19 protein-coding genes are annotated in these 21,456 nt (G+C 69.7%); 11 read left to right on the top strand and 8 right to left on the bottom strand.

Translation table 11 applies throughout. From position 1 onward, the window contains the following. Positions 1-135 precede the first annotated feature (135 nt). From V5F53_RS15935 to V5F53_RS15915, 5 genes are all read right to left on the bottom strand, one after another. Entirely contained in the window at positions 136-645 is a 510-nt protein-coding gene (locus V5F53_RS15935; protein WP_393994885.1) for an RNA pyrophosphohydrolase, read from the bottom strand. A 123-nt stretch (positions 646-768) separates the two neighbouring features. Then, entirely contained in the window at positions 769-1,401 is a 633-nt protein-coding gene (locus tag V5F53_RS15930) for a GNAT family N-acetyltransferase (RefSeq protein WP_393994886.1), read from the bottom strand. A gap of 185 nt (positions 1,402-1,586) precedes the next feature. Continuing rightward, a complete protein-coding gene (gene rpmA, locus V5F53_RS15925; protein ID WP_393994887.1) occupies positions 1,587-1,859 on the bottom strand; it encodes a 50S ribosomal protein L27 in 273 nt (90 codons plus the stop codon). A 20-nt stretch (positions 1,860-1,879) separates the two neighbouring features. Continuing rightward, complete coding sequence (rplU, locus tag V5F53_RS15920) at positions 1,880-2,269, bottom strand: 50S ribosomal protein L21 (RefSeq protein ID WP_393994888.1); 390 nt, start codon at positions 2,267-2,269, stop codon at positions 1,880-1,882. Between the two features lie 227 nt (positions 2,270-2,496). Then, positions 2,497-3,558, bottom strand: coding sequence for a linear amide C-N hydrolase (locus V5F53_RS15915; RefSeq protein ID WP_393995401.1), 1,062 nt, complete (start codon positions 3,556-3,558; stop codon positions 2,497-2,499). A 529-nt stretch (positions 3,559-4,087) separates the two neighbouring features. Here V5F53_RS15915 and V5F53_RS15910 point away from each other — a divergent pair. Next, complete coding sequence (locus V5F53_RS15910) at positions 4,088-4,483, top strand: acyl-CoA thioesterase (protein WP_393994889.1); 396 nt, start codon at positions 4,088-4,090, stop codon at positions 4,481-4,483. 22 nt (positions 4,484-4,505) lie between these two features. Here V5F53_RS15910 and hrpB read toward each other — a convergent pair whose 3' ends face one another. After that, positions 4,506-6,980 carry an ATP-dependent helicase HrpB gene (gene hrpB, locus V5F53_RS15905; RefSeq protein WP_393995402.1) on the bottom strand — a complete coding sequence of 825 codons (2,475 nt, stop codon included), beginning with the start codon at positions 6,978-6,980 and terminating at the stop codon, positions 4,506-4,508. Between the two features lie 170 nt (positions 6,981-7,150). Here hrpB and V5F53_RS15900 point away from each other — a divergent pair, with 170 nt between their 5' ends. The 4 genes from V5F53_RS15900 to V5F53_RS15885 all read left to right on the top strand — a co-directional run bounded on the left by V5F53_RS15900 (position 7,151) and on the right by V5F53_RS15885 (position 11,657). Then, positions 7,151-8,347 carry an ABC transporter substrate-binding protein gene (locus V5F53_RS15900; protein ID WP_393994890.1) on the top strand — a complete coding sequence of 399 codons (1,197 nt, stop codon included), beginning with the start codon at positions 7,151-7,153 and terminating at the stop codon, positions 8,345-8,347. 103 nt (positions 8,348-8,450) lie between these two features. Then, positions 8,451-9,461, top strand: coding sequence for a WD40 repeat domain-containing protein (locus V5F53_RS15895; protein ID WP_393994891.1), 1,011 nt, complete (start codon positions 8,451-8,453; stop codon positions 9,459-9,461). A 148-nt stretch (positions 9,462-9,609) separates the two neighbouring features. Then, positions 9,610-10,359 (top strand): acetoacetate decarboxylase, encoded by a 750-nt coding sequence (locus V5F53_RS15890; RefSeq protein WP_393994892.1) that lies wholly within the window; start codon positions 9,610-9,612, stop codon positions 10,357-10,359. Positions 10,360-10,502: 143 nt separating this feature from the next. Then, positions 10,503-11,657: a patatin-like phospholipase family protein gene (locus tag V5F53_RS15885; RefSeq protein WP_393994893.1), complete on the top strand. Its 1,155-nt coding sequence runs from the start codon at positions 10,503-10,505 to the stop codon at positions 11,655-11,657. Positions 11,658-11,674: 17 nt separating this feature from the next. On the opposite strand, the gene V5F53_RS15880 is transcribed toward V5F53_RS15885, so the two are convergent. Beyond that, a complete protein-coding gene (locus tag V5F53_RS15880; RefSeq protein WP_393994894.1) occupies positions 11,675-12,433 on the bottom strand; it encodes a sulfite exporter TauE/SafE family protein in 759 nt (252 codons plus the stop codon). A gap of 574 nt (positions 12,434-13,007) precedes the next feature. Beyond that, a complete protein-coding gene (locus tag V5F53_RS15875) occupies positions 13,008-13,658 on the bottom strand; it encodes a glutathione S-transferase family protein (RefSeq protein WP_393994895.1) in 651 nt (216 codons plus the stop codon). A gap of 345 nt (positions 13,659-14,003) precedes the next feature. On the opposite strand from V5F53_RS15875, the gene V5F53_RS15870 reads away from it, so the two are divergent. From V5F53_RS15870 to V5F53_RS15845, 6 genes are all read left to right on the top strand, one after another. Continuing rightward, on the top strand, positions 14,004-15,221 hold the full coding sequence (locus tag V5F53_RS15870) for a polyhydroxyalkanoate depolymerase (protein WP_393994896.1): 1,218 nt from the start codon (positions 14,004-14,006) through the stop codon (positions 15,219-15,221). Positions 15,222-15,718: 497 nt separating this feature from the next. After that, the gene (locus tag V5F53_RS15865; protein WP_393994897.1) at positions 15,719-16,969 is read left to right on the top strand and encodes an MFS transporter; all 1,251 of its coding nucleotides are present in this window, start codon (positions 15,719-15,721) and stop codon (positions 16,967-16,969) included. A gap of 60 nt (positions 16,970-17,029) precedes the next feature. Further along, positions 17,030-17,431, top strand: a complete 402-nt coding sequence (locus V5F53_RS15860; protein WP_393994898.1) for a MarR family winged helix-turn-helix transcriptional regulator — start codon at positions 17,030-17,032, stop codon at positions 17,429-17,431. Between the two features lie 109 nt (positions 17,432-17,540). After that, positions 17,541-18,566: an aldo/keto reductase gene (locus tag V5F53_RS15855; protein ID WP_393994899.1), complete on the top strand. Its 1,026-nt coding sequence runs from the start codon at positions 17,541-17,543 to the stop codon at positions 18,564-18,566. 58 nt (positions 18,567-18,624) lie between these two features. After that, the gene (locus tag V5F53_RS15850; RefSeq protein WP_393994900.1) at positions 18,625-19,809 is read left to right on the top strand and encodes a thiolase family protein; all 1,185 of its coding nucleotides are present in this window, start codon (positions 18,625-18,627) and stop codon (positions 19,807-19,809) included. A gap of 13 nt (positions 19,810-19,822) precedes the next feature. Continuing rightward, positions 19,823-21,211: an MATE family efflux transporter gene (locus V5F53_RS15845; protein ID WP_393994901.1), complete on the top strand. Its 1,389-nt coding sequence runs from the start codon at positions 19,823-19,825 to the stop codon at positions 21,209-21,211. The last annotated feature ends 245 nt before the right edge of the window (positions 21,212-21,456 follow it).

Below are 21,456 nucleotides of genomic sequence, written 5' to 3'. Positions count from 1 at the left end.
AAGGAAATGCGTGAAAACAAAGAGATAGAGCATTCACGCGATCTGCGGCCGGTCTGCGTGAAAAATGCGTCGGACCAATATTTGAGAGCCTCTTCCGTGAGCCGATGCGAACGGAAGAGGCTCGATCGGCGCCGGTCAGGCGCCGGCGAAGCGGCGGAAGTTCTTCAGGACGTCCTCATAGACCTGCCGCTTGAACGGGATGACGAGTTCGGTGATGCGCTCGATATCCTCCCAGCGCCAATCCATGAACTCCGGTTTATGGCCGCCGCCGCCCGGGGTCTTGATGTTGATCTCGCCGTCGATGCCGGTGAAGCGGAGGGCGAACCACTTCTGGGTTTGGCCGCGATACTTGCCTTTCCACGCCTCGCCGGCGATGCGCCCCGGCAGGTCATAGGATAGCCAGTCCTCCACCTCGCCCAGCTTTGCCACCGAGCGGATGGAGGTTTCCTCATAAAGCTCGCGCAGGGCGGCGTCGAGCGGGTCCTCTCCCTTGTCGATGCCGCCCTGGGGCAACTGCCAGGAATGGGTGGCGTCCACATGCTCGGCGCCGCCGATGCGACGGCCGACAAAGACCTTGCCGGCCGCGTTGAAGACGCACAGGCCCACGCAGGGGCGATAGGGCAGTTCGTGATGGTGCTTGCTCATGGCGTCCAGTTCCGGCGATCGGTTCGCCGTGTGATGGCGCCTGCGCGAGCGCGGCGCAAGGCCTGCCGCAACGGCAATGCGTCGGCCCCGGCGGGCATCGGCCGGGTGTCCCGGCCGATGGGGTCAATGGGCGGCGGCGCGCAGATGGGGCAGGGCGGTGGAGCCCCAGGCCCGCAGCGACGCCCAGGTGCGCCGGTCGAGCTGGAAGCGGTCCACCGGCACCGAGGCGCCGAGCGCGCGGACCTGGCACAGGCCGACCCCGCACCATTGGAAGCCGCACTTCTCCAGCACCCGGCGCGAGGCGGGATTGACCACCCGGGCGGCACCGGCGACCACCTCGATGCCGGTGTGCGAGAACATGTAGTCAATGACCGCGCGGGTCGCCTCGGTGGCGATCCCCAGGCCCCACAGTGGCTCGCCCACCCAATAGCCGATCTCGGGCGTGGTCTCGGTGGGGCGGCGGCCGAACCCGCACATGCCGGCGAACGCGAGATTGCCCTCGCGCTTCAGGAACAGCGCGAACGTGGCCGAGTTGGGGGTGGCGCCGAGGGTCTCCACGAACGCATGGGCGTCGGAGGCGCGATAGGGAAACGGCAGGTTCGCGGTCATTTCCGCGATCTTGCGGTTGTTGGCGAGCTCCGCGACCGCTGCGACGTCCTCGAGGCGCGGCGCGCGGAGCACCAGCCGATCGGTTTCGAGGACGGGGATACTCAATTCCGCGAGTGGCGGCGCAAGCCGGGCTTCAACGAGTGTCATGGCGGGCTCCTGTCGGCTGGACAAACGAAAACCGGGAAGACGTCTCGTCTCCCCGGTCGGTTCGTGATCCAGTCCTCGAAGCGCCTGCTCGACCTGGCCGGTCCTGCGGCTTCGGGGCCCTGACTCAAGGCTCCCACCGGGTTCAACGAGACCGGCGGGATCCTGCATGTGTCAGGTCTCGCCGCTTACTCTGCCGCCTCGGCGGCGACGGGGACGACCGATACATAGGTGCGGTCGTTGGCTTTGGTGCGGAACTCGACTTTGCCTTCCACCAGGGCGAACAGGGTATGGTCCTTGCCGATACCCACATTGGTGCCGGGGTGCCATTTGGTGCCGCGCTGGCGCACGATGATATTGCCGGGGATGACCGCTTGGCCGCCGAAGCGCTTCACGCCCAGGCGCCGGCCTTCGGAATCGCGACCGTTACGGGACGAGCCGCCTGCCTTTTTATGAGCCATTGTTGCTCTCCTCGATCAGATCAGGCGTCGGCAGCGGCTTCGACAGCCGGCGCGCCTTCGGTGCTGGAAACCTGGGTGACGGCCTCGGCCCTGACGGTCTCGCCCAGGCCCGAAATCTCGGTGATGCGCACCACGGTGAGGTCGGCACGGAAGCCGCGCTTGCGACGCGAGTTCTGCCGGCGGCGCTTCTTGAACGCGATGACCTTGTCGCCGCGGGTGTGCTCCACCACTTCACCGGTGACGGTGGCGCCATTCACATGGGGCGTGCCGACCACGGTGGTCTGGCCGCTCAGCAGCAGCACCGGGAAGGTGAAGATGGCGCCCACATCGGCTTCGAGGTGGTCGATGGTGATCTTGTCGGCGGCGGCGACGCGATACTGCTTGCCGTTTGCCTTGATGACCGCGAACATTCTGTCTCGCTTTCGTGTTCAGCCACGCCTCAGCGGCGGTCTTGGGGAAGACGCCGTGGGTGGGCTTCTTTCGGTCGGTTTTGGGGTGCGGGCGCGTTCGCCCACGCGAAGATGGGTTCGATACAGGACGTGGGGGGCGAAAGTCAATGCGCGGCGTGACATTGCTCGCGCCTGGACCCCGATAGCCGCCTGCCGCCGTTGGCGCCCCTTCGCGCCCCGTGGCTCCGCTATTTCACCTCGACTGGAAGGAAGGTGAATGGCGTCGCCGGCTCGAAGGATTTGGCGGTATTGCCGGAATAGACCCTGCCTTCGGTCAGGGTGAGCTTTTTCACCGGCGCGCCGGGCTTCAGGTCCAGGTCCGCCAGCGGCACCCAGAAGGCGTTGGGGCTGGTGGCGGAATCGAAGAAATAGACGCGGTTCTTCTGGTCGCTCACGGTGCGCCAGAGCGTGGAGGAGATGTTGGGCTGGCCGGGGGTGATGAAGCCCAGAGGCACGCTCACCGCCCGCATGACGCCGGCCACCGACGCCACCGCCTGGTTGGCGTAGGTGTGGTCCGGCACGGCGGTGATGATGGCGGGCTCGGCCTTGGTGGGCAGGGCGGTGATGAGGAAGCTGGCGCGGGCGAAGCGGTCCGCCGCACGGAAGGTGCCGGGCAGGAACACGGTGCCGCCGATGTCCGCCCAATAGGCGTTGAGGGCGAGCTGCTGGTCGTAGGACGGCGAATTGGTCATCACCTGGTACTGGCGGCCGTGGTGGATCACCAGCTTGCCGCCCAGATACTCGAAGATGGCGCTGTCGCCGGAGGCGTCGGAGATGGCGAGGTGGAGCTGGGCCGCCCGCCCGTTGGGCAGCACCGCCGTCACCACCACGAACGGCTCCTTGGAGAGCGCCTCCACCGCTTCGTTCACGGTGGCGAAATTGTCGAGCACATATTGCGCCCACAGGCTCATGGAGAGCGCCGGCCGTCCGTTGGGCTCGGGATACTGGGATTCGGCGAGGTACAGCAGGTTGGCGACCAGGCCGGCCTCGTTCATGCCATCGGCGGTGCCCACGTCATAGCCGGAGGCGATGACGCTGCCGTATTTGGAGACCCATTTCGGCGTGTTGGCGCCGGCGGCGCCGGTGCGGGCGATGCCGGCGGGAAAGGCCCAGAGGTTGGTGCGCATGTCCTCGGCCCAATCCATGGATCGGCCGGTCACCACCACGCCGTCACCGCCGAGATAGGTGGCCCGGGTGCAGGCTGCCGCCGGCCCGGCGCCGAGCAGGGCGCTTCCGAGCGCCGCCACCATGCCGATGCCGCCCGGTCCGCCCCGATGCAATCCGCCAAGGCGCAGGCCCGGCAGGCGCAGGCTAGGCAGGGACAGGCCGCGCAGGAGGTTGCGGATGCCGGCCTCATGCGCTTGGTGCGGAGGCCGGATGCCGATCCCGCGTCGCGTCGCGCGCATGGCGGCGTGAACGGTGGCGGCCATGCGGTCACGCGCCTGTGCGAGGGAGTTCCGGATGTGGGATGGCATGGCGGGTCTCTCCAGCGCAGCGATCGGCGCCCGTGCGCCGTCGGGCGCAAAACGGAAAGCAGATATGCGAAATTCGAGCTTGAGAGAGAAAATGCAAAAAAGAAGATACCGGCTCCGCCCACACAGCCGGGCGGAGCCGGTTATCCATGCCCTGTCTGCCCCGAAAAGACATGGACGAGTGGATATAGCCACAGGTGCCGGATCGATTCTCTGAGATGGATCAAATTTCGGTGTTTTGAATCTGGATTCTGTCTAATCGGGAGAGGGGAGCCGGGGCCGGCTCCGGACCGCTGGAGATTTGAGGATGTACGCGAAAGAGGCAAAGATGCCCGATGGCATTCCGGTGATCCGGACCATCGCCATGCCGGCGGACACCAATCCGAACGGGGATATTTTCGGCGGTTGGCTGATGTCGCAGATGGACCTTGCCGCCGGCAACGTGGCCGCCCGCCGGTCGCGTGGTCGCGCCGCCACGGTGGCGGTGGAGGCCATCAGCTTCCTGTCTCCGGTGATGGTGGGCGACGAGGTGAGCCTGTTCGCGCATCTGGTGAAGTCGGGGCGCACGTCCATGAGCATCTCGGTGGAGGCCTGGCGGCGCGCCCGCGCCAGCGAGGAGACCACCAAGGTGACCGAGGCCATGTTCACCTTCGTCGCCATCGACGAGGCCGGTCGTCCGCGCGCCCTGCCGCCGGCCGATTGAGCCGCCGGCCCGGCGCGCCGGTTCAGGTTCCGCGCGGTTTGGCGCGGGTGGTGGGTGGCGCCTCGGCCGGGTCCTCCGGCCACGGGTGCTTGGGGTAGCGCCCGCGCATGTCGGCGCGGACGTCGCGCCAGGAGCCGCGCCAGAATTGTGGCAGGTCCCTGGTCACCTGGATCGGCCGGTGCGCCGGCGACAGCAGCGCCAGGGTGAGCGGCACCCGGCCGCCGGCCACGGCGGGATGGGTCTTGAGCCCGAACAGCTCCTGTACCCGCACCTCCACCTGGGGGCCGCCCTCCGCTGCGTAGTCGACGGCGAGGCGGGAGCCGGTGGGCGCGGTGAAATGGGTGGGCGCCTCCGCATCCAGCCGCGCGGCGAGCGGCCGCGGCAGAAGGGCATGGAGGGCGTTGGACACAGTGTCGGCGCCGATGTCGGCGCGCGTGGTCATGCCTTCGAGGAACGGCGCCAGCCAGGCGTCCGTGGTGGCGGCCAGGGTGGCGTCGGACAGGTCCGGCCAGTCGTCGCCCTCGGCGGCACGCAGGAACGCGACCCGGCCGCGCCATTGCCGGAGCGCCGCGCTCATGGGCAGGCGCGACAGGTCGGCGCCGGCGAGGCCCGCCGCCAGGATGCGGGCGGTTTCCCCATCGGCCGGCACCTGCCGGGGGGCTTCCGCCAGCACCAGCGCGCCCAGCCGGCGCACCCGCCGGGCCCGCACCGCGCCGACCCCGGCATCGAAGCTGATGTCCGTGCCCTCGGTGATGGCGTCGGCGAACTGGGATTCCACCTCGTCCGCCGTGAGGGCCGCGGCCAGGGTGATGCGGGCGGCGTCGGCGCGGCCGCTCACTTCCGCCACTGCGAGGAACGGGGCGCGGGCCAGGCTCGTGGCCGGGTCCATCACTGCGCCGCGCCCGTTGGCCAGCAGAAAGCGGGTACCGTCGCCGCGTGCCTTGGCAATGCGGTCGGGATAGGCGAGCGCCAGCAGCGCCGCGGGGGAGGGGCTGCCGCTGCCGGCGCGCACGCCGCCGGCCAGTTCGCTCCAGCGGGCGGCGAGCCGGCGGGCGTCGTCGGCCCGGCGCGAGCGGTCGCGGCGGAAGCCGTCCAGCCGGTGGGTCAGGTCCGCCCCCTCGCCGCCGAGGCCGCGCTCGGACACCAGCGCGGCGATCTCGGCCGCCAGCGCGCCCGCGCCCTGGTCGGCGCCCATGACCACCATGTGGGCGAGGCGCGGCGGCAGCGGCAGCCGCGCCATGCGGGCACCCAGGGGGGTGACGCCGCCATCGGCATCAAGCGCGCCGAGCTGGTGCAGCAGCGCTTTCGCCTCGCTCACCGCCGGGGCCGGCGGCGGGTCGAGGAAGGGCAGTGCTACGGGATCGCGCACGCCGACGCGGGCGAGGTCCAGCACCAGGCCGGTGAGGTCGGCGGCGAGAATTTCCGGGGTGGCGAAGGCGGGCAGAGCGGCGGTCTCGCCCTCGCCCCACAGGCGGTAGCAGACGCCGGGCTCGGTCCGGCCGGCGCGGCCGCGCCGCTGGTCGGCGCCGGCGCGGGAGACGCGTACGGTTTCCAGCCGGGTGAGGCCCACGTCCGGCTCGAAGCGGGGCACCCGGGCGAGGCCGCTGTCGACCACCACCCGCACCCCCTCGATGGTCAGCGAGGTTTCAGCGATGGAGGTGGCCAGCACCACCTTGCGCCGGCCCCTGGGGGCGGGCAGCACGGCGCGATCCTGCTCCGCCGCGTCGAGGGCGCCGAACAGGGCAACGATGTCGATGTCGGGGTCCCGCACCCGTTCGCGCAGCAGGGTTTCCGTGCGGCGGATCTCGGCGGCACCCGGCAGGAAGGCCAGCACCGAGCCGCGCTCGCGGGCCAGCGCTTCAAGGACGGCATCCGCCATCTGCCGGTCGATGGGCGCGCGGGCGTCGCGGCCCAGGTAGCGGGTGTCCACCGGGAAGGCGCGGCCCTGGCTTTCGACCACCGGTGCCGCGGTCTCGCCCGAACCCATGAGGCCGGCGACGCGGGCGCCGTCGAGGGTGGCCGACATGGCCAGCAGGCGCAGGTCGTCGCGCAGGCCGCGCTGGCTGTCGAGGCCGAGCGCCAGCCCCAGGTCGGCGTCGAGGCTGCGCTCGTGAAATTCGTCGAACAGCACGGCGGCGACGCCGGACAATTCGGGATCGTCCAGCACCATGCGGGTGAACACGCCTTCCGTGACCACTTCGATGCGGGTGCGGCGCGACACCTCCGCGCGCAGGCGCACCCGGTAGCCCACGGTGTCGCCCACGCTCTCGCCCAGGGTCTGGGCCATGCGGTGGGCCGCGGCGCGGGCGGCGAGCCGGCGCGGCTCCAGCACCAGGATGCGGCCGCCCTTCACCCACGGCTGGTCCAGGAGCGCCAGCGGCACGCGGGTCGTCTTGCCGGCGCCGGGCGGCGCCACCAGCACGGCGGAGGGAGTCGCGGCCAGGGTCGCGGCGAGGTCGCCGAGGACGGCGTCGATGGGCAGGGGCGTCGGAAACATCACGCTCCGCTCATAGGCCAGAGCCGCCAGAAATGGCAAAGGCCGGCTGGCCTCAAAATACCAGTTAATTTTTGTGGAAATGACAAAATACGGTCACCCGACGTTATATTGATTGAATACCTCGATCTTGTCGCCTATGGAGGCGGCCGACAGTTCACCGGAGCCTTTTCATGCGTGTTCTCCCCGCCCTCGCGGCCGTGTTCAGCCTGGCGGCCGGCGCGGCTTTCGCCGATCCGGCGCCGCTCAAGATCGGCGTGCTGAACGACCAGTCAGGCATTTACGCGGACATGGCCGGCCCCGGTTCGGTCATCGCCGCCCGCATGGCGGTGGAAGACTTCGGCGGCAGCGTCCTGGGCCGCCCGATCGAGATCGTGGCCGGCGACCACCAGAACAAGCCGGACGTGGGCTCGGCGCTGGTCAACCGCTGGATCGACGAGGACGGGGTGGAGGTGATCGCCGACATTCCCACCTCCTCCGTGCTGCTGGCGGTGCAGGAGATCGGCCGGCGCAAGAACAAGCTGGTGCTGGCCTCCACCGGCGGCTCGTCGGACTTCACCGGCAAGGCCTGCGCGCCCACCGGCATCCACTGGACCTACGACACCTATGCGCTCGCGGCCGGCACCGGCAAGTCGCTGGCCAAGGACGGGCCGTGGTTCTTCATCACCGCCGACTATGCCTTCGGCACGGCGCTGGAGCGCGACACCGCCAAGGCGGTGGAGCAGAGCGGCGGCACCATCGTGGGGGCGGTGAAGCATCCCCAGGGCACCACCGATTTCTCCTCCTACCTGCTGCAGGCCCAGGGGGCCGGCGCCAAGCTCATCGCCTTCGCCAATTCCGGCGCCGACCAGGTGAACGCCATCAAGCAGGCCAACGAGTTCGGCATTCCCCAGTCGGGCGTGAAGCTGGCCGGACTCTACCTGCACATCACCGACATCCACGCCATCGGCCTGCCCACCGCCCAGGGCCTCATCCTCACCCAGGGCTTCTACTGGGACCTGAACGACGAGACGCGAGCCTGGTCCAAGCGCTTCTATGAGCGCCACCAGGCCATGCCCACCATGGGCCAGGCCGGCACCTATTCGGCCATCCTGCATTATCTGAAGGCGGTGAAGGCCGCCGGCACCACCGACACCGAGAAAGTGGTGGGCGAGATGAAGGCGACCCCGGTGGACGATTTCTTCTCCCATGGCGGCCGCATCCGCGAGGACGGGCGCATGGTCCACGACCTCTACCTGCTGCAGGTGAAGACCCCGGCCGAGCAGAAATACCCCTGGGATTATCTGAAGCTCATCCGCGTCATCCCCGGCGACGAGGCGTTCCGGCCCCTGAGCGAGGGCGGCTGCCCGCTGGTGGCCACCGGCCGCTGAGGCGCCCCGCCATCGGGCGGGCGCGAACTTTCCTTGCGATGACGGCCGCGGGATGCCTAAAGGGGGGCATTCCGCGGCCGCCGCGTTTCGGGAGAAGCGTTTCATGTCCTCCGCCCCGTCCAGCCTCACCGACAAGGTCCGTCCGTTCGCGGTTCCCGGCGAGATCATCGCCGTCGCCTTCCTCGGGGCGGCGCCAGCGTGCGTGACCGGCGACGGCAAGGTGGTGCTGCAGGGAGCGGGGACGGAGCCGGCGACCGTGGGGGCCCATGGCGGCGCCATCCTGGCCGCCGCCGGCGACGGTCGCCGCCTCGTCACCGGCGGCGACGACGGCAAGGTGGTGGAAACCACCGCCGAGGGCGGCGCCCGCGTGCTGGCCGAGCACAAGGGCCGCTGGATCGACCGCGTCGCCCTGGGGCCGGACGGCGCCGTCGCCTATTCCGCCGGCAAGACCGCCCATGTGCTGAGCGCCAAGGGCGAGGCGCGGAGCTTCGAGGCGCCCTCCACCGTGGGCGGGCTGGCGTTTGCGCCCAAGGGGCTGCGGCTCGCCATCGCCCATTACGGCGGCGTGACGCTGTGGTTTCCGAACGCGGCGGGCGCCAAGCCCGACGTGCTGGGCTGGAAGGGCTCGCACCTGGGCGTCGTCTTTTCCCCCGATGGCCGGTTCGTGGTGACCACCATGCAGGAAGCGGCCCTGCATGGCTGGCGCGTGGCCGATGGCGCCCATATGCGCATGAGCGGCTATCCCTCCCGCGTGAAGTCGTTCGCCTTCACCGCCGATGGCAAGTGGCTGGCGAGCTCCGGCTCGGGCGAGGCGATCCTGTGGCCGTTCCAGTCCAAGGACGGGCCCATGGGCAAGCAGCCCACCATGCTGGCGCCCTCGCCCACCACGCGGGTGACGGTGGTGGCCCCCCACCCCAAGGACCCGGTGCTGGCCATCGGCTATGAGGATGGCATGGTGATGATGGCCCGCATCACCGATGGCGCCGAGATCCTCCTGCGCGCGCCCACCGCCGCCGCGGGCGGCGATGCGGTCAGCGCCGTCGCCTGGCATCCGGCGGGCGGGGCGGTGGTGTTCGGCACCGAAAGCGGCAGGGCCGGGCTGCTCGCCTTCTAACGGCCTTCCGTGGCCCCGGACGGGCGCAGGAACGGGTTGGCGGACTTGGGTAATTCGCGTCGCGGGGCTGTCACGGCGGCGCTTTATTCGCTAACGTGCCCGCCGCGTCCCGCGTCCGCGAGACCCGCGCAGCCGGAGAAAACCGCCGATGAAGATCGACGACGTCCGCCGCACCGCTTATTCCATGCCGCTCACGAGCCCCTCCTACCCCCGGGGCCCGTATCGTTTCATCGATCGCGAATTCCTCACCATCACCTACCGCACCGATCGCGCCGCCCTGGAAAAGGTGGTGCCGGAGCCGCTCGAGATCGTCGATCCGATCGTCAAGTACGAGTTCATCCGCATGCCGGACTCCACTGGCTTCGGCGACTACACCGAGACCGGACAGGTCATTCCGGTGAAGTTCAATGGGGTCGAGGGCGGCTACGTCCATGCCATGTACCTGGACGATGAATCGCCCATCGCCGGTGGCCGCGAGCTGTGGGGCTTCCCCAAGAAGTTCGCCTGTCCCAAGCTGAAGGTGGAAAAGGACACGCTGGTGGGCACGCTCCACTATGGCAGCGTGCTCTGCGCCACCGGCACCATGGGCTACAAGCATGTGGCCGCCGACAAGGAGAAGGTGCTCGCCTCCCTCCTGGCGCCCAATTACATGCTGAAGATCATTCCCCATGTGGACGGCTCGCCGCGGGTGTGCGAGCTGGTGCGTTACTTCCTCGAGGATGTGACGCTCAAGGAGTGCTGGGTCGGCCCCGCCGCCCTCGGCCTCTATCCGCACGCGCTGTGCACGGTGTCTGAGCTGCCGGTGCTGGAGGTGCTTTCGGCCGTGCACCTGAAGGCGGACCTCACCCTCGGCATGGGCTCCGTGATCCACGACTATCTCGCCGCGCCGGCGACCTGATCCGCCGCCTGCGGCGACCCGGCCGGCGCCGCGACGGCGCCGGCTCCTTCTTCATGTCATGACCGCGCCGCGCGCCGCACCCGGCCGGGCCCTGCCGGGGTGGCGCCGCCGCGCGGCCTCGAACCAAACGCCAGGAGAGCGCCATGACCGCCAGCCCGAGCGCCAAGACACTGCCGCCCGATCTGTGTGACATCGTCAACACGTATGACCGCATCGCCCTGGTGTTCCAGGGCGGCGGCGCGCTCGGCGCCTATCAGGCGGGGGTCTACGAGGCGCTGGCCGAGGTGGGATGCGAGCCCAACTGGATCTCCGGCGTCTCCATCGGCGCTATCAACTCCGCCATCATCGCCGGCAACACGCCGGAAAACCGGGTGCCGCGCCTGCGCGAGTTCTGGGAGACCATCTCCGCCCGCAAGGCCTCGCCCTGGGCGCTCGATGGCGACATCTTCCGCCAGTTCCGCAACCAGGTGAGCGCCACCCTCACCATCCTGCAGGGCCAGCCGGGCTTCTTCAAGCCGCGGGTGCCCAATCCCTGGCTGCTGCCGGCGGGGGCGCCCGGCGCCACCTCCTTCTACGACACCTCGCCCCTGCGCGACACGCTGCTGCGGCTGGTGGATTTCGACCTCATCAATTCGGGGCAGAAGCGCTTCTCTGTGGGCGCGGTGAACGTGCGCACCGGCAATTTCATCTATTTCGACAACAAGAAAAACGTCATCGGCCCCGAGCACATCATGGCGTCGGGCGCGCTGCCGCCGGGCTTCCCGGCGGTGAAGATCGAGGGCGAATATTATTGGGACGGCGGCGTCGTCTCCAATACCCCGCTGCAATTCCTGCTCGACCAGCCCGACCACCCGAGCGCCCTGGTGTTCCAGGTGGACCTGTTCAGCGCCCGCGGGACGCTGCCGCGCGATATGTTCGATGTCAGCGAGCGCCAGAAGGATATCGGCTATTCCAGCCGCACCCGCTACACCACCGACGTGTTCCGCCGGGTGCAGGAGCTGCGCTCCAAGCTCTATGACGCACTCCAGCGCATCCCCGAGCAACTGCGCACCGAGGAGGATCTGGCCCTCATCGACGACTACGCCGCCTCCGGCCCGGTCAACATCTGTCACCTGATCTACCAGGAAAAGGCCTACGAGCGGGAATCGAAGGACTACGAGTTCTCCAACGCCTCCATGCGCGACCATTGGCAGACCGGCTACGAAGACACGGTGAAGACCCTGAAGCGCAAGGAGTGGCTGAAGAAGCCGGAGGACATCGGCATCGTCGTGCACGACATCCATCGCCTGTCCGAGTGAGGGACGGGGGCGCGGCCTCAGGCGAGGCTGCGCCCCACCATGTAAAGCCCCAGCACCGCCAGCCCGCCGAAGAACACCTGGCGGAACACCGCCGGGGAGGTGGCGAGCCGCAGCCGGCGTCCGAGCTCCATGCCGATCAGCGCCGGCACCAGCGCCGCGGCGGAGGCGAGGAGCAGCAGCGGATCGGCGAACAGGGCGTCGGCCGCCCCGCCGGGCAGGGCCAGGGTGACGGCCAGGGCGAAGGTGGAGACGGTGAAGGTGAGGCCGAGCGCCTGCACCAGGTCGTCACGCGGCAGGCCCAGTGCCTGGAGATACGGCGCCGACGGCATCACCGACACGCCGGTGGTGCCGGTGACGAGGCCGGTGGCGAAGCCCATCAGCGGCGACATCCACGGCTCCCACCGGCGCGGCACCGCGAGGGTGAGCCGCGACAGGCCGAGCGCGCCATAAAGGATCAAGGTGCAGCCCAGGGCCGGCAGGGCCAGCGGCGAGGCAAGCCCGCCCAGCATCCAGCCGCCGGTGAGCGTGCCCGCCGCCAGCGCCGCCATCATGGTGGCGAAACGCCTGAGGGTGGCGCCGCGTCCCGGGCCGGTGGCGAATTGCCAGACATTGGTGACCGCCGAGGGCACGATCAGCAGCGCCGCCGCATGGGCCGGCGTCATCAGCACGCTGAGCAGGCCGACGCCAACGGTCGGCAGGCCCATGCCGATGACGCCCTTGACTACCCCGGCGAGCACCAGGACGAGGAAGCCGATGAGCGCGGTCGTGGCCAGCATGCGGGGACCTCGGGGAGGCCGCCGCGCGAGGCGTGGCGGCAAGTGGGCGGCAAGTGGGCGACAATGGCGGAAGCGAGGAGGGCTGCAACGGGGGGGAGGGGACAAAAAGGGCGCCCCCCGCGGCGGTGGCGAAGCCGCGCCATGTCGTGCCGGTGAAAGCGGTCGACGGGCCCGGCCCGGTCCACCGGGCAGCGCGTTCATGCCATTGGGCCGCGGCACTCCGCTGCGGCAGCGCCATCGCCGCTCCCGGCCGGCGCCCGCGCACACCCAAAGAGTGGTCCATCGCCTTAGGCCGCTTGGTTCACCCGCCGTCCTTGGACTTCGCCAGAGCGCCTTACCGAGGGCCTGGCGGCCGATTCGGCCTCATACCATCGGCCCCGTTGACCGGCGCCAAGTGGGTCCGCTCAAGCGCAGCGCGGGCTGGACCCGACGCCATGAGCTAAGCGCATCGGCGTTGGGTCTCATGCGAACGGCGCCGCCCGATCACGGCACGGATCCTGCCCCATGACGGAGGCACGCCGTCTCGCGGCGCGAGGCCCGGGGTGGCGGCAGCCTGGCGCGGTGCCGCGACGGCTCAGAACTCGACGTCCAGTTCCTCCATCTCCTCCGGTTCGGACAGGGCGCCGTCGATCCATTCCTGCATCGCCGGCAGCGCCATGATCCGGTCGCGATAGGCGGCCGTTGTGGCGTCGAGGGGGACGTCGTAGGTGGAGAAGCGCGAGCACACCGGCGCGTACATGGCGTCGGCCAGGCTCGGGCGGGGGCCCATCAGGAACGGTCCGCCGTGGGCGGTGAGGGACCCGCGCCAGATGGCCAGGATGCGGTCGATGTCGGCCTGGGCTCCGGCCCACACCTTGAAGCCCGGGTAGCGGGCCTTGATGTTCATGGGCAGGGCCGAGCGCATGTTGGCGAAGCCCGAATGCATCTCGCCCGAGATGGAGAGGCAATGCGCGCGCACCGCGCGGTCGGCCGGCAGGATGCCCGCCTCGGGGAAGATCTCGGCCAGGACCGCGGCGATGGCGAGGGTGTCCCAGACGGTGATGTCGTCGAGCACCAGACGCGGCACCAGGAACGACGGGGACAGCAGCAGCAGCTCCGCCTTGGCATCGGGGTCGTCGACCGGGACGCGCTCTTCCTCGAAGGAGAGGCCCGCCATCTTGCACAAGAGCCAGCCGCGCAGCGACCAGGACGAGTAATTCTTGCTGGAGATGGTGAGAGTTGCCATGTTTGCCATACGCCTCGGTTGTGCCACGGGCTTCACGACGAGAGGGAGGGACTGACGAACGGTACGCCGAGCAGGAGGATGGCGAGGGCGACAAACCTTCCGTCCCGGTCACGAAGCATGTTGCAATGCACCACGCCTCGCTTCAATATCTCTTTAACAGGTACATCCGATCAGGCCGCCGGGAAAGAGAAAAAACGCACCTGCGACAATAACTTAAGGTTTCGCTTTCGGCGCGGAAGCGCGTAACGTCGAATTCAGAGCGGAAGGACGGTTCAGCCTCATGATCGGGTCTTTTCTTCGTTCGATGCCCTCAGCGCCTGCTGGAACCCGGTGGTGTCGTCAGCCATGAAGTATTTGGCATATCAGGCCCAGGCCGACCTCATGCAGCCGCTGCGGTTCGCGGCGGGGCTGGCGCGGCAGACCCTCAGCGGTCCCCTCGTCAACGGATACGGCCACGCCGGCCTGCGGCATCTCGCGGCGGCCTGCGAGCTGGTGGAGCGCGCGGGCCTCAGCCACGGGCGTCCGGATTTCGGCATCCGCACCGTCGATGTGGGCAACCGCACTGCCACCGTGACCGAGGAGAAGACGGCGGTGCTGCCGTTCGGCACCCTGCTGCGCTTCAAGAAGGACGTGGAGGTGGAGCAGCCGCGGCTGCTGGTGGTGGCGCCGCTGTCGGGGCATTTCGCCACGCTGCTGGTGAACACCGTCAAGACCCTGCTGCCCGATCACGACGTCTACATCACCGACTGGCACAATGCCCGCGACGTGCCGCTTTCGGCGGGGCCGTTCGGCTTCGACGATTATGTGGAGCATGTCATCCGCTTCCTGGAGGTGCTCGGTCCCGGGGCCCACCTGCTGGCGGTGTGCCAGCCGTGCGTCCAGTCGCTGGTCGCCACGGCGGTGATGTCGCAGGACGCCAATCCGGCCACGCCGCGCTCGCTGACGCTGATGGCCGGGCCCATCGACTGCCGCATCAATCCCACGGCGGTGAACCAGCTCGCCGTCACCAAGCCCATCAGCTGGTTCGAGCGCAACCTCATCTCGCGGGTGCCGAAGGGCTTCGCGGGGTCGGGCCGGCGGGTCTATCCGGGGTTCATGCAACTCACCGCCTTCGTCAGCATGAATGTCGGGCGCCACATGAAGGCGCATTTCGATCTCTACAACAATCTGGCCGAAGGGGATGAGGAGAAGGCGGAAGCCACGAAATCATTCTACGATGAATATTTCGCGGTGCTCGACCTGGATGCGGATTTCTATATCGAGACCGTGCGCTACGTCTTCCAGGAGTATCGCCTGCCGAAGGGGGAGTTGACGTATCGCGGCCGTCCGCTCGACTTCGGCGCCATTCGCCGCACCGCCCTGCTCACGGTGGAAGGGGAGCGCGACGACATCTGCTCCCTCGGCCAGACGGTGGCGGCGCAGGATCTGTGCGTCAACCTGCGTCCGCATCGCAAGCGGCACCACATGCAGGCGGGCGTCGGTCATTACGGCGTGTTTTCCGGCCGCAAGTGGGCGGGGCAGGTCTACCCCATCGTTCGCAACCACATTCTCGCCAGCGACTGAGAACGCGCGCCGGCGGCGCGTCCGGCGCCGCTGGATGTATTCTGCCGGGCCTCCGCCCGTGGGCCGAGGGGCGACCTTCGCTGCAGGGAGTTGCCCGCGCCTCCCTGGCACCGCGCGTCTTGGACTGCGCATCTTGCAGTACCCTTCCTCGCGCGGAATGGTGCAGCCGAACGCCCGGTGCCTGGTTGTGAACGGCGACGTCGGCGTGTGGCCGAGCGGTGCGGCAAAGCGCTCTCTCCCGGCGCGCGCTTTTGCCTGATTCTTACATCCTTTCCGCGCATCGTCTCCCCACGCTCCCTGCGCGAAACGCCCATGCAGGCGTTGGGTCGCCCGGCTGTTCCGCGCGACCATGGCGCGTGTGGCGGCGTTCGCGGTGCGCCTCTGGCGTCCTTGCGCGAGAACGTGCTGGTCAGCGTGCCTGATAATATGGTTCCCTGTCCTTTCCCCGCCTGCGGATTCGGGCGCGGGTCCCGCGTTTCCGTGCCGGAGTGTCCGCCTTGAGCCCGATCGCCGACGTGCGCCTGCGCGATCACCCGGACTTCGTCCGCTTCTGGATCGGTCGGGTCGCCTCGGCGCTGGCCTTCCAGATGCTGGGGGTCGCCATCGGCTGGCTCATCTACGACATGACCGGCAGCGCGGTGGCGCTCGGCCTGGTGGGCCTTGCCCAGTTCCTGCCGATCCTGTGCCTGTCGCTGCTGGTGGGGCATGTGGCGGACACGTTCGACCGCCGGCGGATCGTGGTGGCGTGCCTCGCCGTGGCCGCCGCCACGCTGACGGCGCTCGGCATCGGTCTGTCCAGCGGCGCCACGGGGATTGTCGGGCTCTATGTGGCGGTGACGGTGATCGGCGCCACGCGGGCGTTCGAGCATCCGACCCTCTCGGCGCTGCTGCCCCGGCTGGTGCCGGGAGCGCTGCTGCCCCGGGCGCTGGCGGTCTCGTCCTCGGCGATCCAGGCCGCCACCATCATCGGGCCCGCCCTCGGCGGCCTCGCCTATATGTTCGGCCCCATCGCGCCCATCGCCGGCGCGGCGCTCTGCTATGGCGCCGCCACCGTCGCCATGCTGGGCATCCGCCATCGGGCGGTGGCGGATCGGCGCGGGCCGCTGACGCTGGCGTCATTGCTGGCGGGCCTGTCCTTCATCCGCCGCCAGCCGGTGGTGCTGGGCTCCATCTCCCTCGACCTGTTCGCGGTGCTGCTCGGGGGCGTCACGGCGCTGCTGCCCATCTTCGCGCGGGATGTGCTGCATGTGGGCGCGCAGGGCATGGGCCTGCTGCGCGCCGCCCCGGCGGTGGGGGCGATGCTGATGGCGCTGGTGCTGATGCGCCTGCCGCTGCGCCACCGGGTCGGGCCCACCATGTTCGCGGCGGTGGCGGTGTTCGGCCTCGCCACCGTGGTGTTCGCCCTGTCGCAGAACTTTATCCTGTCTTTGTTCGCGCTGTTCGTCACCGGCGCCGCCGACAATGTGAGCGTGGTGATCCGATCCTCGCTGGTCCAGCTCTCCACGCCCGATGAGATGCGCGGTCGGGTGAGCGCGGTGAACTCCCTGTTCATCGGCACCTCCAACCAGCTCGGAGAGTTCGAATCCGGCATGGTGGCGGCGCTGCTCGGCCCAGTGGGGGCGGGACTGGCGGGGGGCATCGGCACCCTGATGGTGGTCGCGGCCTGGATGCGGCTGTTCCCCGACCTGCGGCAGGTGGATGAGATGCCGCGGCCGGCCGCCCCGAAGCCCTCCGGCGCGGCGGGGTGAGGCGTCGGCGCGTGCGTTCAGGTCTGTACAGCGCCCAGAAACGGGTATATACACTTATCCATGCCCTCGTCGTGCCATTGCAACACGCTTCGCCTTGCCGCCCGCCGGCTGTCCGCGACCTATGACGCGGCGCTGGCGCCGCTCGGCATCAACATCGCGCAATATGCCTTGCTGCGCGTGGTGGCGCACCGGCAGCCGGTGAGCCTGACGACCTTGGGGCAACTCCAGGGGCTCGACCGCTCGACGGTGGGGCGAAATGTGCGTGTCCTGGAGCGCCTCGGGGCCTTGGCCACCGGGCGGAACGATCAGGACCAGCGCGAGGCCGTGGTTCGCCTCACGGAATCGGGCGCCGATCTGCTGGCCAAGGCACATCCGCTCTGGGCCGCCTGCCAGAGCGCTGTCGAAACCAAGGTGGGCGCCGACAAGCTGCGCGCGGTGGTCGATGTGCTGGACCTGCTGTGATGTTGTCGGGCTCTATGGGGGTATATGCCCGTATAGAGCCTCCGCTCTCCGGACCCGCGTCGTCCCATCCCGGACGCCGTACCGGTCCCTTCCGAAAAGGACGTGTTCCATGAAGTACAGGCTTTTCGGGCAGACCGGCCTGCAGGTTGCCGAACTGTCGCTCGGCACCGCCAATTTCGGCGGCCGCTGGGGCCACGGCGCCGACGAGGCGGAGAGTGCGGCCATCCTCGATGCCTATGCCGATGCGGGCGGCAATTTCATCGATACGGCGGACGTCTACCAGTTCGGCCAGTCGGAGGAGTTCCTCGGCCGGCTGCTGCGGGGGCGCCGCGACGATTTCGTGCTGGCGACCAAGTTTTCCCACGGCGCCGTCCCCAGCCCCGGCCGCCTCGCCACCGGAAACAGCCGCAAGGCCATGGTGGCCTCGGTGGATGCCAGCCTCCGGCGCCTCGCCACCGATCGCATCGACCTGTACTGGGTGCATCATCCCGATGGCGTCACGCCCTCCGAGGAGATCGTCCGGGGCCTCGACGATCTCGCCCGGGCGGGCAAGATCCTCTACGCCGGCCTGTCGAACTTCCCCGCCTGGCGCCTCGCCCGGGCGGTGACGCTGGCGGAGCTGAGGGCGGCGGTGCCGATCTCGGCGGCGCAGTTCGAATACAGCCTGGTGCGGCGCGGCCCCGAGGCCGACCTCCTGCCGGCCACGGCGGCCCTGGGCCTCGCCGCCGTCACCTGGTCGCCCCTCGGCGGCGGCATGCTGACCGGAAAATACCGCGGCGATCAGCGGGGCGCCACGAAGGGGCGGGCCGAGGCGCTCGGCGGCAAGGTGTTCCAGGCGGAGAACACCGCCCAGCGCACCGCCATCCTCGATACCGTGCTGGCGGTGGCGGCGGAGCTGGGCGCGAGCCCGGATCAGGTGGCGATCGCCTGGGCCGGGCGCCGAGGCGCGATTCCGCTGATCGGGCCGCGCTCCCTGGCCCAGCTCGCCAGCAATCTGGGCGCCGTCGCGGTGACCCTGTCCGCCGACCAACTCGCGCGCCTCGATGCCGTCAGCGCCGCCCCGGACGCTGGCGCCGCCGCCGCAGTCGCGCTCGAGCGTGGCGATACCGACGCTCCGCTTCGTCCGGTGGCGTGAGGCCCTTCGCCCCCTCGCCCCCCCCTCGCCACCCCTGGGCAGGCCGCAGGAGAACAGCATGAGCATCCGTGACATCGTCATCGCCCACCCGGTCCGCACCGCCATCGGCGGCTACAACGGCTCGCTGAAAGGAACACCTGCCGTCGAGCTCGGCGCCGTCGCCGTGCGCGAGGCGGTTCGTCGCGCCGGGGTGGCGCCGGCTGCCATCGGCAGCGTCGTCATGGGCAACGTCATCCAGGCCGGAAACCGGATGAATCCGGCCCGGCAGGCCGCCATTCACGGCGGCCTGCCGGTGGAGGTGCCGGCCATGACGGTGAACCGGGTGTGCGGCTCCGGGGCCCAGGCGATCCTGACCGTCGCCCAGGAGATCGCCGCCGGCGCCACCGATGTGGCGGTGGCCGGCGGCATGGAGAACATGGACCGTGCGCCCTACCTCATGGAGGGCGCACGCTGGGGCTATCGCATGGGGCCGGCGCAGGTCCTCGACAGCATGCTCACCGACGGGCTCAACGATGCCTTCTCCGGCGCCCACTCCGGCTGGCATACCGAGGACCTCGTCACCCGGCTGGGAATCACCCGCGCCGAGCAGGACGCATTCGCGGCGCGCTCGCAGCAGCGCTTCGCGGCGGCCCGGGCCGAGGGCCGCTTCGCCGGCGAGATCGTCGCGGTGGAGGTGAAGGGGCGCGGGGGCGTCGAAGTCTTCCTGGAGGACGAGGCGCCGCGCCCGGACACCACGGTGGAGGCGCTGGCCAAGCTGCGGCCGGCATTCCGGCCTGACGGCACCATCACCGCCGGCAATGCGCCGGGCCTGAACAGCGCCGCAGCGGCGATGATCGTGGCCGAGCGGGGCTTCGCCGAGGGCCGGGGCATCGCGCCGCTCGGCCGGCTGGCCGGCCATGGGGTGGCGGGCGTCGAGCCGGGCCTGTTCGGCCTTGGCCCGGTGCCGGCGGTGCGCATGGCGCTGGCGCGCGCGGGCTGGACCCTCGGCGACGTCGAGCGGATCGAGATCAACGAGGCCTTCGCCGCCGTGCCCATCGCCGTCGCCCGCGCCCTCGGCCTGCCGGAGGATATCGTCAACGTGGAAGGCGGCGCCGTGGCGCATGGCCATCCCATCGGCGCCACCGGCGCCATCCTGGTCACGCGCCTGCTCCATGCCATGAAGCGCGACGGCCTGTCGAAGGGCGTGGTGACGCTGTGCATCGGCGGCGGCCAGGGCATCGCCCTGGCGCTCGAGGCGCTGTGAGGAGGTCTGGCCCATGACCGATCTTGCCGCCGTGACGGACCCCCGCACCGGGGACAGGCGTGAGGTGGATCCGCGCACCCGGCGCCTGGTCGAGGCGCCGGTGCTGCCGCTGCTGATCCGGCTCGCCTGGCCGAATGTGCTCATCATGCTCGCTCAGGCCTCGGCGGGACTGATCGAGACATGGTGGGTGGCGAAGCTCGGGACCGATGCGCTGGCCGGCATGGCGCTGGTGTTTCCGGCGGTGATGCTGATGACCACGATTTCGGCCGGGGCGGTCGGCGGCGGCATCGCTTCGGCGGTGGCGCGCGCGCTGGGCGCCGGCCGGCGCGAGGCGGCGGATGCCCTGGTGCTGCACGCGGCGGTCGTCAGCCTTGTGCTCGGGCTCGCCTTTTCGGCGTTGTTCCTGCTGTTCGGGCGGCCGGTCTACGGCGCTCTTGGTGGCACCGGCGGCGCGCTGGAGGCGGCGCTGCTCTATTCCAACGTGGTGTTCGCCGGCAATGCCCTGACCTGGCTGATGAACGGCCTCGCCAGCGTCATTCGCGGCACCGGCAACATGCTGTTTCCCGCCGTCGTGACCTGCGTCGGCGTGCTGCTGCTAGTTCCGCTTTCGCCGGTGCTGATCTTTGGCCTCGGCCCGGTTCCCGGCCTCGGCATCGCCGGGGGCGGGGTGGCCCTGGTCGCCTATTATGCCGGCGGCGCCGGCGCCATGGTCTGGTACATCCTCTCGGGACGCAATGCCGCCTGCCTCCGCTGGGTGCGGCTGCGCTGGGCGCTGCTGGCCGGCATCCTGCGGGTGGGCGCGCTGTCGGCGGTGCAGTCGATCCAGACCAATGTCGTCATCGCCGGTGCGACCGCCCTGGTCGCCGCCCATGCCGGCGTCGGCGCGGTGGCCGGCTTCGGCACGGCCGTGCGGCTGGAATACCTGCTCATTCCGCTGATCTTCGGCATCGGCGCCCCCATGGTGGCCATGGTCGGCACCAACATGGGGGCCGGGCGCGGTGATCGGGCGCTGGCGGCCGCCATGGCCGGCGCGGGTCTTGCGTTCGCGGTCACGCAGGCCATCGGCGTCGCGGCGGCGCTGTATCCGGACGCGTGGCTCGCCCTCTTCAGCGCCGACCCGGCGATGATCGAGGCGGGCAGCGCCTATCTGCGCACGGTCGGGCCGGTCTACGGCTTCTTCGGGGTCGGTCTCTCCCTCTATTTCGCCTCGCAGGGCGCCGGCCGCCTGTTCTGGCCGCTCGCCGCCGGCTTCCTGCGGGTGGCCATCGCGCTCGGCGGCGGCTGGCTGGCGCTGCGCCTCACCGGGTCGCTGGCGGCGTTGTTCGCGGCACTGGCCCTGGCCATCCTCGCCTATGGGCTGACACTGCTCGCCGCCGTGCGATCCGGCCTGTGGCTGCGCTGACGCCGAGGCCAGCCCCGGCGGGAGAAAGTAGTCTTGAATCAAATGGATGATGGAAAATTGAGGAAGCAGAACGCACCTGCGGTGAAGCTATTATGACAGCTTTTCGACGCCCGCGGCGCTGCTCCGCGCCAAGTTGCAAGACATGGAAAGACATCGCAAGTCGTGGCGCAAAAAGCGGCGGCTTCTGCATCTTGGGCGGGCGATGGTCGGCAGCTTTACGATTTGCATCAAGACAATCGGGTCAT

Source organism: Xanthobacter cornucopiae (genome assembly GCF_043195065.2).
Lineage (GTDB): Bacteria > Pseudomonadota > Alphaproteobacteria > Rhizobiales > Xanthobacteraceae > Xanthobacter.
The sequence above is the reverse complement of the archived record's forward strand: the minus strand, read 5'-3'. Positions and strand labels throughout refer to the sequence as shown.

Coding starts and splice junctions, on each gene's coding strand:
- V5F53_RS15870 (WP_393994896.1), top strand. CDS start 14,004: ATGAAGTATTTGGCATATCAGGCCCAGGCCGACCTCATGCAGCCGCTG.
- V5F53_RS15900 (WP_393994890.1), top strand. CDS start 7,151: ATGCGTGTTCTCCCCGCCCTCGCGGCCGTGTTCAGCCTGGCGGCCGGC.
- V5F53_RS15930 (WP_393994886.1), bottom strand. CDS start 1,401: ATGACACTCGTTGAAGCCCGGCTTGCGCCGCCACTCGCGGAATTGAGT.
- V5F53_RS15935 (WP_393994885.1), bottom strand. CDS start 645: ATGAGCAAGCACCATCACGAACTGCCCTATCGCCCCTGCGTGGGCCTG.
- rpmA (WP_393994887.1), bottom strand. CDS start 1,859: ATGGCTCATAAAAAGGCAGGCGGCTCGTCCCGTAACGGTCGCGATTCC.
- V5F53_RS15850 (WP_393994900.1), top strand. CDS start 18,625: ATGAGCATCCGTGACATCGTCATCGCCCACCCGGTCCGCACCGCCATC.
- V5F53_RS15910 (WP_393994889.1), top strand. CDS start 4,088: ATGTACGCGAAAGAGGCAAAGATGCCCGATGGCATTCCGGTGATCCGG.
- V5F53_RS15895 (WP_393994891.1), top strand. CDS start 8,451: ATGTCCTCCGCCCCGTCCAGCCTCACCGACAAGGTCCGTCCGTTCGCG.
- V5F53_RS15885 (WP_393994893.1), top strand. CDS start 10,503: ATGACCGCCAGCCCGAGCGCCAAGACACTGCCGCCCGATCTGTGTGAC.
- V5F53_RS15855 (WP_393994899.1), top strand. CDS start 17,541: ATGAAGTACAGGCTTTTCGGGCAGACCGGCCTGCAGGTTGCCGAACTG.
- hrpB (WP_393995402.1), bottom strand. CDS start 6,980: ATGTTTCCGACGCCCCTGCCCATCGACGCCGTCCTCGGCGACCTCGCC.
- V5F53_RS15890 (WP_393994892.1), top strand. CDS start 9,610: ATGAAGATCGACGACGTCCGCCGCACCGCTTATTCCATGCCGCTCACG.
- V5F53_RS15860 (WP_393994898.1), top strand. CDS start 17,030: ATGCCCTCGTCGTGCCATTGCAACACGCTTCGCCTTGCCGCCCGCCGG.
- V5F53_RS15915 (WP_393995401.1), bottom strand. CDS start 3,558: ATGGTGGCGGCGCTCGGAAGCGCCCTGCTCGGCGCCGGGCCGGCGGCA.
- V5F53_RS15875 (WP_393994895.1), bottom strand. CDS start 13,658: ATGGCAACTCTCACCATCTCCAGCAAGAATTACTCGTCCTGGTCGCTG.
- rplU (WP_393994888.1), bottom strand. CDS start 2,269: ATGTTCGCGGTCATCAAGGCAAACGGCAAGCAGTATCGCGTCGCCGCC.
- V5F53_RS15880 (WP_393994894.1), bottom strand. CDS start 12,433: ATGCTGGCCACGACCGCGCTCATCGGCTTCCTCGTCCTGGTGCTCGCC.
- V5F53_RS15845 (WP_393994901.1), top strand. CDS start 19,823: ATGACCGATCTTGCCGCCGTGACGGACCCCCGCACCGGGGACAGGCGT.